Annotated in this window: 13 protein-coding genes; 7 read left to right on the forward strand and 6 right to left on the reverse strand. The window is 61.8% G+C overall.

Annotated features, from left to right (window positions below; translation table 11 throughout):
- Positions 1-165 precede the first annotated feature (165 nt).
- From rplI to BBX50_RS25445, 6 genes are all read right to left on the reverse strand, one after another.
- Positions 166-741, reverse strand: coding sequence for a 50S ribosomal protein L9 (rplI, locus tag BBX50_RS25420; protein WP_065778076.1), 576 nt, complete (start codon positions 739-741; stop codon positions 166-168).
- A 35-nt stretch (positions 742-776) separates the two neighbouring features.
- Positions 777-1,730 carry a DUF2232 domain-containing protein gene (locus BBX50_RS25425; protein ID WP_065778077.1) on the reverse strand — a complete coding sequence of 318 codons (954 nt, stop codon included), beginning with the start codon at positions 1,728-1,730 and terminating at the stop codon, positions 777-779.
- Positions 1,731-1,919: 189 nt separating this feature from the next.
- Positions 1,920-2,168, reverse strand: a complete 249-nt coding sequence (gene rpsR, locus BBX50_RS25430) for a 30S ribosomal protein S18 (RefSeq protein ID WP_025426448.1) — start codon at positions 2,166-2,168, stop codon at positions 1,920-1,922.
- A gap of 26 nt (positions 2,169-2,194) precedes the next feature.
- Complete coding sequence (gene rpsF / locus BBX50_RS25435; protein WP_057252714.1) at positions 2,195-2,641, reverse strand: 30S ribosomal protein S6; 447 nt, start codon at positions 2,639-2,641, stop codon at positions 2,195-2,197.
- 274 nt (positions 2,642-2,915) lie between these two features.
- On the reverse strand, positions 2,916-3,428 hold the full coding sequence (locus tag BBX50_RS25440) for a ClbS/DfsB family four-helix bundle protein (protein WP_065778078.1): 513 nt from the start codon (positions 3,426-3,428) through the stop codon (positions 2,916-2,918).
- Between the two features lie 19 nt (positions 3,429-3,447).
- The gene (locus BBX50_RS25445; protein ID WP_065778079.1) at positions 3,448-4,491 is read right to left on the reverse strand and encodes an aldo/keto reductase; all 1,044 of its coding nucleotides are present in this window, start codon (positions 4,489-4,491) and stop codon (positions 3,448-3,450) included.
- A 362-nt stretch (positions 4,492-4,853) separates the two neighbouring features.
- Between BBX50_RS25445 and fabD the strand changes: the two genes are divergently transcribed.
- From fabD to gmk, 7 genes are all read left to right on the forward strand, one after another.
- A complete protein-coding gene (gene fabD, locus BBX50_RS25450) occupies positions 4,854-5,798 on the forward strand; it encodes an ACP S-malonyltransferase (RefSeq protein WP_065778080.1) in 945 nt (314 codons plus the stop codon).
- A 40-nt stretch (positions 5,799-5,838) separates the two neighbouring features.
- Positions 5,839-6,576, forward strand: coding sequence for a 3-oxoacyl-[acyl-carrier-protein] reductase (gene fabG, locus BBX50_RS25455; protein WP_065778081.1), 738 nt, complete (start codon positions 5,839-5,841; stop codon positions 6,574-6,576).
- 335 nt (positions 6,577-6,911) lie between these two features.
- Positions 6,912-7,148: an acyl carrier protein gene (locus BBX50_RS25460; RefSeq protein WP_003531676.1), complete on the forward strand. Its 237-nt coding sequence runs from the start codon at positions 6,912-6,914 to the stop codon at positions 7,146-7,148.
- Positions 7,149-7,369: 221 nt separating this feature from the next.
- A complete protein-coding gene (fabF, locus tag BBX50_RS25465) occupies positions 7,370-8,635 on the forward strand; it encodes a beta-ketoacyl-ACP synthase II (protein ID WP_065778082.1) in 1,266 nt (421 codons plus the stop codon).
- A gap of 467 nt (positions 8,636-9,102) precedes the next feature.
- Positions 9,103-10,305 (forward strand): endolytic transglycosylase MltG, encoded by a 1,203-nt coding sequence (gene mltG, locus BBX50_RS25470; RefSeq protein WP_065778083.1) that lies wholly within the window; start codon positions 9,103-9,105, stop codon positions 10,303-10,305.
- Between the two features lie 160 nt (positions 10,306-10,465).
- Complete coding sequence (locus BBX50_RS25475; protein ID WP_065778085.1) at positions 10,466-11,353, forward strand: YicC/YloC family endoribonuclease; 888 nt, start codon at positions 10,466-10,468, stop codon at positions 11,351-11,353.
- 3 nt (positions 11,354-11,356) lie between these two features.
- Positions 11,357-12,016, forward strand: coding sequence for a guanylate kinase (gene gmk / locus BBX50_RS25480; protein WP_065778084.1), 660 nt, complete (start codon positions 11,357-11,359; stop codon positions 12,014-12,016).
- Positions 12,017-12,131 lie beyond the last annotated feature (115 nt).

Genomic DNA, 12,131 nt, shown 5'->3' on the forward strand with positions numbered 1-12,131 from the left:
GAACCAGGCTGTCGAGCGTCACCATCTCGAGTGCGGTCTGTTCGGGAGCGGGTTTCTTCAACATAACCCAGTGAATCAAAAACCCCCGGCAAACGCCAGAGGTTTGTCAGCAGTCTGAGCCCGGATCGATGATCCGGGCTTTCGTATTTGAATGGCCGCGAGGGCTTATTCTTCTTCGCCTTCGAATTCGGCTTCCGGGTTGAAGAAGTCTTCCGGCTTCAGCGCGTCTTCGTCGACGCCGTAGATGGCGTCAGCCGAGGTCAGGCTTTCGCCCTTGGACTGGCGCTCGGCTTCTTCAGCCGAGCGGGCAACGTTGACTTCGACCGAGATTTCGACTTCCGAGTGCAGGTGCAGCGTGACCTTGTGCAGGCCGATCGACTTGATCGGCTGGTTGAGGTCAACCTGGTTGCGGCCGACGTTGAAGCCTTCGGCAGCGAGCACTTCGATGATGTCGCGAGCAGCGACCGAACCGTAGAGCTGGCCGGTTTCGCCGGCGGAGCGAACGATGATGAAGGACTTGCCGTCGAGCTTCTCGGCAACCTTCTGGGCTTCCGACTTGCGCTCGAGGTTACGGGCTTCGAGCGTCGAACGCTCGGCTTCGAAACGAGCCTTGTTGGCGGCGTTGGCGCGCAGCGCCTTGCCGAGCGGCAGCAGGTAGTTACGGGCAAAGCCGTCGCGAACCTTTACGGTTTCGCCCATCTGGCCGAGCTTGGCGATACGTTCGAGAAGAATGACTTCCATGTTGGTTTCCTTTCAGAGTTATTGAGTTTCGTTGGTCAGTTTTTTCCAACCGGCGTGACCGCGATGGTGCGTCGCGTATCGATCAGACCGGACAGGAGGAAGAAGAATGCCGGAATCGTGAACACGAACACCGACAGGTATGCGATCCACAGCACGGGAAGCCGCCAGGACTTGCCGCGCGTGCGGAAATGGAAGGAGGCAAAGCCTGCAAGCAGGAAGCCCGCGCCGAACGTTCCGCAGATCAGCGCGCCGATCGTGGCGGGTGCGCCACCGAGGAAGGTCAGGACCAGGCCGCCGAGAAAGACGAAAATGGCATTGCGATGCATGCGCAGCGTCGAGGGGATGTCCTCGCGCGGACGCAGCGACCGGCCCGACATCTGCACGATGCGGGTGGCGACATAGTAGGCGGTAAAGAGCATCAGCACCCAGATCGCGCCCTGGACGAGCGGCAAAGCGAGGGTGAACAGCGACTTGATCTGAGCGATCGCAGCCGCATCCGGATTGTAGGCAGAGTCCTGCGCCTTCACCGCCTGAATGACGATATCGACCATGCGATCGGAGATATCGGCGCCATAGCCGACGATGAAGCCGACGATGATCATGCCGACGGTCACCAGGCCGGCGAGATGGCTGAGGATATCGGAGAGCGGGTACCAGGCGAGCGCTTCATCGGGGCCGCCGAGTTCGGAAGCCGGACGGGCGAGATTGGCGAGGTGGCTGAGCCAACCCGCCGGGATCAGCGTGACGACGAGAATGAGCAGCGCGAAATAGGGAGAGACGAGAGCGGCGGCCGTGCCGCCGGCGGCAACGATGGCGGCGATCGCGGCAGCGTTGCCCCAGCCGAGGCCGGCAATCAGGATCGGAAGTGCCGAAGCAGCGTAAAGGACGATCGCAAGCGACGACTGCGTGTTCGCGCCCATCGACAAGAGGGCGGCGGTAAAGCCGGCGAGAACGCCGGTCAGCAGCGATGTCCTGTTCACATTCGTCACGTTCGCTGTCCTGCTTCGTGCAGTTAGGGGATGGCCAAAGCCCGGCCCCAGCATGGGATTTAGGCGCCTTCGCGCCGGTTCCGATCCGCGCCCACCGCGGAAGGGAGGAGAGGCGCTCACCTAACGGGAGCGCCTCTCCCTTGAGTCTGCTTCCGTCGAGTCAGAGGACCGACGGAGCGTCAGCCGTTCTTAGGAAACGACGTAGGGCAGCAGGCCGAGGAAGCGTGCACGCTTGATCGCCTGGGCGAGTTCGCGCTGCTTCTTCTGGGAAACGGCCGTGATGCGGGACGGAACGATCTTGCCGCGCTCGGAAATGTAGCGCTGCAGCAGACGGATGTCCTTGTAGTCGATCCGCGGAGCGTTTGCGCCCGAGAAGGGGCAGGTCTTGCGGCGACGGTGGAACGGGCGACGAACCGGAGCGGAAGAAACTTCAGCCATTGTCTTTATCTCCTAAAGCTTCTTGATTAAGCGCGGTCTTCGCGCGGACGACGCGGGCGGTCTTCGCGGTCGCCACGGTCCGGACGCGGACCACGGTCGCCGAAGCTGCGCTCCGGACGGTCGCCATCGCGGCGCGGACGGTCATCACGGTCGCGCTTCTGCATCATAGCAGACGGGCCTTCCTCGTGCTTTTCAACAGCGATCGTCATGTAGCGCAGGACGTCTTCGTTGATGCGCATCTGACGCTCGATTTCGTGAACAGCGGCTGCCGGAGCGTCGATGTCCATGAGAACGTAGTGAGCCTTGCGGTTCTTCTTGATGCGGTAGGTGAGGGACTTCAGGCCCCAGTTCTCGACGCGACCGACCTTGCCGCCGTTTGCTTCGAGCACGCCCTTGTACTGCTCGACGAGACCGTCGACCTGCTGCGGCGTGATGTCCTGGCGGGCCAGGAATACGTGTTCATAAAGAGCCATTGTGGCTTGCCTTTCTTGCGTTAATCAGCCCGGACCTCGGCGGCTAAGCCTCAACGACTGTTCTTAGTGGCTGACAGGCAGCCGGCAAGAAAGTGTTGTATCGAGACGGTCGAGAGCGGAGACACGGGAGGCCGGAAAGACTTGCAATCCTAACGGCTCCCCTCGAGGAAGCCGGCCCTCCGTTCAGCCACCAGCCAGAAGACCGGGCATTTCGAACAGCGCGCTTATACGCATTTTTCGTAGGAAGGCAAGGCTTGCCGAGTCTTTTAGCTATCTAAGCAAGCCCAGCGGCCTTCTTCCATTGGCGCAAACGACCTGAGGCATTGGCGTAGGGAGAGGACGTGTTGAGCTGAATCATCCGCCCGAGCGTCCATTTGCCGTACCACGGCTGCCGGTAGAGCGCCTGATTGTCTCGTGCCATGATCAGTGCTTTCAGTGTGTCCTTGCTGCCCGTGAGCCGAGCCAGCAGTTCGCCTGGCGGAAGAACCCGGTAGTCGTCGTAGAACTTATGCGCGAGCCGGCCGAGTTCATTCCATTTGTATCCCGTTTCAGGGAAATCGATCGTCTCGCCACGCTGATCGCGATCGATCCATTTGATGACGAGTTCGCCCCAGCCGATGAGATAGGCGACGAGATCGCCGACGCTCATCATGGTACCCTTGGCGTGCCCTTCGAGCGAAGGCGCGCGGTACATCTCGCCAGGGATCTGGTCCAGCTCGCGCATCAGTTTGGCGAACTGGACATCGATCGCTTTCAGTAGTTCCTCTTTTGTCTCTGGCACAGCCATCGGCGATAATTTCTGGTCTTTAGATCGGCATGGGGTAGAGGCGGTGCAGCCGCCGGATGCCGTTCATGACATCCTGTGAGAGCGTGAGGTCTGCCGCGCCAAGGTCGGTCTTCAACTGCTCCATCGATGTGGCGCCGATGATGACCGAGGCCATGAAGGGGCGGGTGAGGCAGAAGGCGATCGCCATTTGCGAGGGATCGAGGCCATGCTCGCGCGCCAAGGCGACATAGCCGGCGACGGCCGGTTCCTGATGCGGGGTGAAGCGGCCGCCGAGGTCGCCGTTGATCGCCAGGCGCGAGCCTTTGGGCTTGGCGCCGTCGAGATACTTGCCGCTGAGCAATCCGGCCGCAAGCGGCGAATAGGCGAGCAGGCCGACGTCTTCATGATGTGATAGTTCGGAGAGGTCGAGATCATAGGCGCGGTAGAGCAGGTTATACTCGTTCTGGATCGACGCGACGCGTGGCAGCCCGTGGCGCTCGGCCATGTCGATGAACTTCATCGTGCCCCAGGCCGTGTCGTTGGAAAGACCGACCGCGCGGACCTTACCCGCTTTCACGAGATCTCCGAGTTTGTCGAGGATCGCTCTGAGGTCAGCGGCAACGCGGGCTTTGTCCTGCTTCGCCGGGTCGTAGGACCACGCGTTGCGGAAGTGGTAGTGGCCGCGGTTCGGCCAGTGAAGCTGATAGAGATCGACATAGTCGGTCTTCAACCGCTTGAGGCTGGCGTCGATGGCCTGGTCGATACCCTCAGGCGTGGTCGGCCCGCCATCGCGGATATAGGGGCGACCAGGGCCGGCGACCTTGGTGGCGAGTACGACGTCGTCGCGGCGGCCGCGTTTCGCCAGCCATTCGCCGATGATGCGCTCGGTATTGCCATAGGTCTCGGACGAAAGCGGCGTCGTCGGATAGAGTTCTGCCGTATCGATGAAGTTCACGCCTTTCTCGAAGGCGTAGTCCAGCTGTTCGTGCGCCTCGGCTACGGAGTTCTGCGAGCCCCAGGTCATGGTGCCAAGGCAGATTTCCGAAACCTTGATGTCGGTGCGGCCAAGCCTGTTGTAGCGCATGGAATAAATGTCCTTGTGACGGGCGTGCTTCGCCCTCTTGGGACAGGACGTGGCGCGCCGGGAATGGAATGTCAGCCTTCGCCTAAGGGAACGCCGATAGGGCAGGACGGCTTCGGCCGGCAAACTTACGCCTTGATTGATGAAGATCAAGGGCAAAAGGCGGCGCCGGCCCCGCCCAGTCGGGCCTCCAAGCTTGACTCGCCGTTCAGGAATGTGAATGGAGAGAAAACCAGAGCGAGATGAGAAAAAAGTGTGTGTGCGGTTTTCCGCCCCCATGCGCGCTCTAACTCATAAGAACTGATCGCTATGATTTCGTCTCGATTCGACCCGAAATCACAGTGGTCTAGGGAAGGGACTATCCCATGAGCATTGCATTTACGTTTCCCGGCCAGGGCAGCCAGGCTGTCGGCATGGGCAAGGATCTCGCTGACGCTTTTCCGGAAGCTGCCGCCGTTTTTGCCGAAGTCGACGAGGCACTCGGCGAGAAGCTGTCGGAGACCATGTGGAACGGTCCCGAGGAAAAGCTGACGCTGACGGCAAACGCCCAGCCGGCACTGATGGCCGTATCGATGGCCGTCATCCGGGTGCTCGAGGCCAAGGGCCTCGATATCAAGAGCAAGGTTTCCTTCGTCGCCGGTCATTCGCTTGGTGAATACTCGGCGCTCTGTGCTGCCGGCACCTTCTCGATCGCTGACACCGCGCGCCTCTTGCGCATCCGCGGCAACGCCATGCAGGCGGCAGTCCCGGTCGGCAAGGGCGCGATGGCCGCGATCATCGGTCTCGAACATGCGGATGTCGAAGCCGTCTGCCGCGAAGCCTCGGCGCTTGGCTCCTGCCAGATCGCCAACGACAATGGCGGTGGCCAGCTGGTGATTTCCGGCGAGAAGGCTGCGGTCGAAAAGGCTGCGGCGCTTGCCTCCGAAAAGGGCGCCAAGCGCGCCTTGATGCTGCCGGTGTCGGCACCTTTCCATTCGAGCCTGATGGCGCCCGCCGCCGAGGCGATGCGCGAGGCGCTGGCCAAGGTCGAGAAGCGCAATCCGGTCGTTCCCGTGATTGCGAACGTGCTTGCCGCGCCGGTCAGCGATGCGAACGAGATCGCCCGGTTGCTGGTGGAGCAGGTCACCGGCCAGGTCCGTTGGCGCGAGACCGTCGAATGGTTCGCCGCCAACAATGTCACGACGCTTTATGAACTCGGTTCCGGCAAGGTCCTGACCGGGCTTGCCCGCCGGATCGACAAGACCGTCAACGGCATCGCCGTCAATACGCCTGCCGATATCGACACTGCACTCGCCGCCCTGCTCGCCTGAGCAACTTGGGTCAGTGCGCCAGTTACAAGGAACCAATGAGATGTTCGATCTTTCCGGCCGCAAGGCTCTCGTCACCGGCGCATCCGGTGGTATCGGCGAAGAAATCGCCCGCATGCTGCACGCGCAGGGCGCGACAGTTGGCCTGCATGGCACCCGCGTCGAAAAGCTGGAAGCGCTGGCCAACGAGCTTGGCGAGCGCGTTCACCTTTTCCCGGCCAATCTTTCCGACCGCGCCGAAGTCAAAGCGCTCGGTGAAAAGGCCGAAGCCGAACTCGGCGGCGTCGACATTCTCGTCAATAATGCCGGTATCACCAAGGACGGCCTCTTCGTGCGCATGAGCGACGAAGACTGGGATGCCGTTCTCGAGGTGAACCTGACGGCAGTCTTCCGGCTGACGCGCGAGCTCACCCATCCGATGATGCGCCGCCGCTTCGGCCGTATCGTCAACATCACGTCTATCGTTGGCGTCACCGGCAATCCCGGCCAGGCCAACTACTGCGCCTCCAAGGCCGGCATGATCGGCTTTTCCAAGTCGCTGGCCCAGGAAATCGCGACGCGCAACGTTACGGTCAACTGTGTGGCGCCGGGCTTCATCGAAAGTGCCATGACCGGCAAGCTGAACGACAAGCAGAAGGACGCGATCATGGGCGCGATCCCGATGAAGCGTATGGGCACCGGCGCCGAAATCGCCTCGGCGGTCGTCTATCTCGCCTCGAATGAGGCGGGCTACGTCACCGGTCAGACGATTCACGTCAACGGCGGAATGGCGATGATCTGATCCGGCCTCCGGGATTGTGTGCCGCCCGTCGAGATTGTACGGCGCGCGGTCTTCACCGTCCCGGGACGCCGCCTGCCAAATGCCTGAAATTCAATGTTGAGCAAGCGAATGACAGGCATTTTCGGACTTTGCGACAGCCTTAAACCGTGTTAATCGGGCCATGACTGTTAGCAGTCGACCGGTCCCGCCAGGTGTCCGGCAGCCTTGGCTGCCCTGGGTTTGCCGCAGTTCCGGTTGGATGGATTGCCGGGTGGGCCATCTTGGTCTATCAGGCTTACATAAGAGTACCGGTGCCGTATAGGCGCCCACAGAAACGAAGGTCGAGGAACTCCGACATGAGCGATATCGCAGAACGCGTAAAGAAAATTGTTATTGATCATCTTGGCGTCGACGCCGAAAAGGTCAGCGAAGGCGCAAGCTTCATCGATGATCTCGGCGCGGACTCGCTCGACACCGTCGAACTGGTCATGGCTTTCGAAGAAGAGTTCGGCGTTGAAATCCCGGATGATGCTGCGGACTCGATTCTGACCGTTGGCGACGCCGTCAAGTTCATCGAAAAGGCACAGGCCTAAGATCTGAGCGGCTTCGGCCGTGGACGGGCCGCGTTGAGCGGCCCGTTTCAGCCCAGGGAAGTGGGCTGTCCTGCGTTCGAGCGCGGGCTTCGATCAGCAAGCGTTCCCCGCATTTCCCGCTGATCGTGAATTAAGAACCTTAAAATAGATGCCCGGATCGGGTTCGTTACACGTGGTCCGATCCGGCTCTGAAACTGAAAAGTCAGGGTGGGTCGCGGACTATGAGACGTGTCGTTATCACCGGTACCGGCATGGTATCTCCCTTGGGTTGCGGAACTGAGGCGACGTGGGAGCGCCTTCTTGCCGGGCATAATGCTGCCCGCAAGGTCACCGAATTCGAGGTCGAGGACCTTCCGGCCAAGATCGCCTGCCGCATTCCATTCGGTGACGGCACCGGGGCAACCTTCAACGCCGATGACTGGATGGAGCCGAAGGAGCAGCGCAAGGTCGACCCGTTCATCGTCTACGCGATGGCGGCCGCCGATATGGCGCTTGCCGACGCTGGCTGGAAGCCGGAGAGCGACGAGGATCAGATCGCGACCGGCGTCCTGATCGGTTCGGGCATCGGCGGCCTCGAAGGCATCGTCGAAGGCGGTTACACGCTGCGCGACAAGGGGCCTCGCCGTATCTCGCCCTTCTTCATTCCCGGCCGTCTCATCAACCTTGCCTCAGGCCAGGTATCGATCCGTCACAAGCTGCGCGGACCGAACCATTCGGTCGTCACCGCCTGTTCGACCGGCGCACATGCGATCGGCGACGCAAGCCGCCTCATTGCGCTGGGCGATGCGGACGTGATGGTTGCCGGCGGCGCGGAATCGCCGATCTGCCGGATCTCGCTCGCGGGCTTCGCTGCCTGCAAGGCGCTGTCGACGCAGCACAACGACAATCCGGAAAAGGCGTCGCGCCCGTACGACATCGACCGTGATGGCTTCGTCATGGGTGAGGGCGCAGGCGTCGTCATCCTGGAGGAACTCGAGCACGCCAAGGCGCGCGGCGCGAAGATCTATGCGGAAGTCGTCGGTTACGGTCTTTCCGGCGATGCCTTCCACATCACCGCACCATCGGAAGATGGCGATGGCGCCTACCGCTGCATGCAGATGGCGCTGAAGCGCGCTGGCCTCACCGCCGCCGACATCGACTACATCAACGCCCACGGCACCTCGACGATGGCGGATACCATCGAGCTCGGCGCCGTCGAGCGTCTGGTCGGCGAGCATGCCTCGAAGATCTCGATGTCCTCGACCAAATCGGCTATCGGCCATCTGCTGGGCGCTGCCGGTGCGGTCGAAGCGATCTTTTCGGCGCTGGCGATTCGCGACAACATCGCGCCGCCAACGCTCAACCTCGACAATCCATCCGTCGAAACGAAGATCGACCTCGTGCCGCATGTCGCGCGCAAGCGCGAAATCAATGTAGCGCTTTCGAACTCCTTCGGTTTCGGCGGTACCAACGCCTCGTTGGTCCTGCGCCGCTACATCGGCGCCTGATCTCGCGCCGGCTGCTGCAGCCCATCATCGCGTCGATGACGATACGCGGCGCGCTGATCCAGCTTTTGCCGTATTGCTCGTTACAAGCATGTCTCGGGAGGACGCGCTGTCGTTCATGGCGGCGCTTGCCGACCGCTATGTTCGCGCAAGGCATATCTGTCAGATTGCCATTTAGCTATTGCCTGGAGCAGGTCGCCGCCGTGGTGTCACGGAAGGCGGCAGGCTCCGCATTAAAGTGTTGGGCGACCGCCGTGTCCCCTTGTACGAACGGCGATTCGACACATTTCTGTGGTTCTTGCGTTGCAATTGCTTCGGACCGCAGATCTCTTTGTGAGCAAGACTGCGGCACGCCGTCCGTTGGGCGGCACCGTTACATGAATTTGAATTAAGCCTGCCATGGTCCAGTCCGAAATTCGCACCGGAAGCAGGAAGAGAATGAGGCCGCGAATTTCGGGTTCGGGACAATCGTGAGCGACACAAACGACAACGGCGCGGCGCAATTCGGCCGCAGTGAAAACGCGAGCAACGGGCCGATCATTCCGAAATCGGCGAACGAGGCGTTGCGCCCGGAAAAAGTGCCGCAACCGCCGAAACGATCGCGCAAGGCTCGCAGCCAGGTCGTGATCTTCCTGAATTTCGTCATGACCGTCATCGTCTTCGCAGCACTCGCCGCGGCCGGCACGGTCTATTACGCGATGCATCAGTATGAAAAGCCCGGCCCGCTGCAGGCGAACCAGAACTTCATCGTCAGAGGCGGCGCCGGCATGAGCGAGATCGCCAGTGGTCTTGAGCGCAGCAACATCATCACCGACGCGCGCGTCTTCCGCTTCGTCTCGGAAGCCTACCTCGACAACGAAACGCTCAAGGCCGGCGAATACGAGATCAAGGCCGGCTCGTCGATGCAGGAAGTGATGCAGCTTCTGAAGTCGGGCAAGTCGATCCTCTATTCCGTTTCCCTGCCCGAAGGCCTGACCGTCAAGCAGATGTTCCACAAGCTGTCGGACGATCCGGTCCTGGTTGGCGATCTGCCGCCGGAATTTCCTCCGGAAGGGTCGCTGATGCCAGACACCTACAAGTTTACGCGCGGCACCAAGCGCGGCGAGATCGTGCAGCAGATGGCTGCGGCCCAGAAAGCGCTGGTGGACCAGATCTGGGACAAGCGCGATCCCAACCTGCCGGTGTCGACCGTCGAGGAACTGGTAACGCTTGCCTCGATCGTGGAAAAGGAAACCGGTCGCGCCGATGAGCGCCCGCGTGTTGCATCCGTCTTCATCAACCGCCTCGACAAGGGCATGCGGCTGCAATCCGACCCGACCATCATTTACGGCATCTTCGGCGGCGACGGAAAGCCGGCGGATCGGCCGATCCTGAAATCGGACATCGACAAGCAGACACCCTACAACACCTATATCATCAAGGGGCTGCCGCCGACGCCGATTGCCAATCCCGGCCGGGCAGCACTTGAGGCCGTCGCCAATCCGTCGCGCACGCCGGAGCTTTACTTCGTCGCCGACGGCACGGGCGGCCACGTCTTCGCTGAGACCCTGGACGAGCACAATGCCAATGTGAGGCGTTGGCGCAAGGTGGAAGCCGAGAAGGCAGCCGAAGCGGCGAAGGCCGCTGCCGACGGTACGGCCGGTTCTGACGCCACGGCGGCGCAACCGCAGTAACGCTGCCTGCCCACCCGCGGCCCAGCCACGTAACAGGGCCTGCCCACGACGGCGGTGACAGGGCCTGCATTGTGGACTGACAAGTCACGGCGCGGATATCCCTTGCGGGATGCCGCGCCGTCGCCTTATTGCTTCTGCTGAAACCGCAACGGAGGTGACGATGCCGCTCCAATCGATGACCGGCTTTGCCCGGAGGGAAGGCAGCAGCGGCCGCCGCCGGTGGGCTTGGGAACTGCGCTCCGTCAACGGCAAGGGGCTTGATCTGAGGCTGCGCCTGCCGCAAGGCCTTGAACGCTTCGAGCCCGAGGCCCGCAAGCTCGCGGCGGATTACTTTTCCCGCGGCAATCTTCAGGTCGGTCTCTCCGTCAGCGGAGGCGAGGCAAGCGTCGAGGCGGTGGTCAACCAGGCGGCGCTGACGGCCGTCCTGAACCTGCGCGATCAACTGGGCGATCTCGTCGATCCGGCGCCGCTGAAGTTCGATACGCTTCTCTCGATCCGCGGCATCGTCGATTTTCGCGAGCCGGAGGAAAGCGAGGAGGAGCGCGCGGCGCTCGACGCGGATATCCTCGAGGGGCTGAGGCTTGCGCTCTCCGACCTGCGTATGATGCGCGAGGAGGAGGGAGCTGCGCTCTGTCAGATCCTGCTGACGCAAGTGGAGACCATCGCGAGGCTGACGGCGACGGTCGAGGCCGATCCTTCGCGCAGCGCAGCGGCGATCGCCGACCGGCTGGCGCAACAGGTGGCTCTGGTGATGGACAATGGCTCCTCGCTGGAGCGGGAACGTCTGTATGCCGAAGTCGCGCTGCTGGCCACCAAGGCGGATCTGCGGGAAGAAATCGACCGGCTTGGTTCTCACGTCGTTGCAGCGCGTGAACTTCTGTCAAAGGGCGGCCCCGTCGGTCGCAAGCTTGATTTCCTCGCACAGGAATTTAACCGAGAATCGAATACGATCTGTTCCAAGTCGAACGCGGCCGCTGTGTCTGCGGCCGGCATTGAGTTGAAGGTCGTCATCGACCAGTTCCGCGAACAGGTCCAGAATCTGGAGTAAGGTATGAACCCGGCGACCCCTTCGCCCATCAAGATCGCCCGTCGTGGGCTGATGCTCGTCATTTCCTCGCCGTCCGGCGCCGGGAAATCGACCATTGCGCGCAATCTCCTGGAAGCCGATCCGGAGATGAGCATTTCGGTCAGCGTGACGACGCGCCAGCGGCGCCCAAGCGAGATCGACGGACGACACTATCACTTCAAGTCCATCCGCGACTTCGAGGCGATGCGGGCAACTGACTCGCTGCTCGAATGGGCGGAGGTGCACGGCAACTTCTACGGTACGCCGCGCGACGCCGTCGAGGCGGCGATGGCTGCCGGCCGCGACATGCTGTTCGACATCGACTGGCAGGGCGCCCAGCAGCTCCAGGAAAAGATGGCCGGCGACGTCGTCTCGATCTTCATCCTGCCGCCATCGATGGCCGAGCTGCAGTCGCGCCTGCATCGCCGGGCCGAGGACAGCGAAGAGGTGATCGCCACACGGCTTGCCAACTCGCGCGCCGAGATCGAGCATTGGCGGGAATATGATTACATCGTGCTTAACGACGATCTCGATCGCGCCTTCTCCGCGGTGCGGGCGATCGTCGAGGCCGAACGGTTACGCCGCGACCGGCGCCCCGGCCTGTTCGAATTCGTCAACGGGCTTCTGACGGAAAACCCGTTCTAAAGCATCGTTCGATTTAATCGACTCGCAGAGATTCCGTTGTGATGGCATCTGTGATTCACGTCTGCGTGGAGGTGTTTCATGGGCAAGTTCCATTCGTTGGATATTCGCGACCGTG

The sequence above is a fragment of the Ensifer sp. LC11 genome, from assembly GCF_001695835.1.
In the GTDB taxonomy this organism is placed as follows: Bacteria; Pseudomonadota; Alphaproteobacteria; order Rhizobiales; family Rhizobiaceae; genus Ensifer.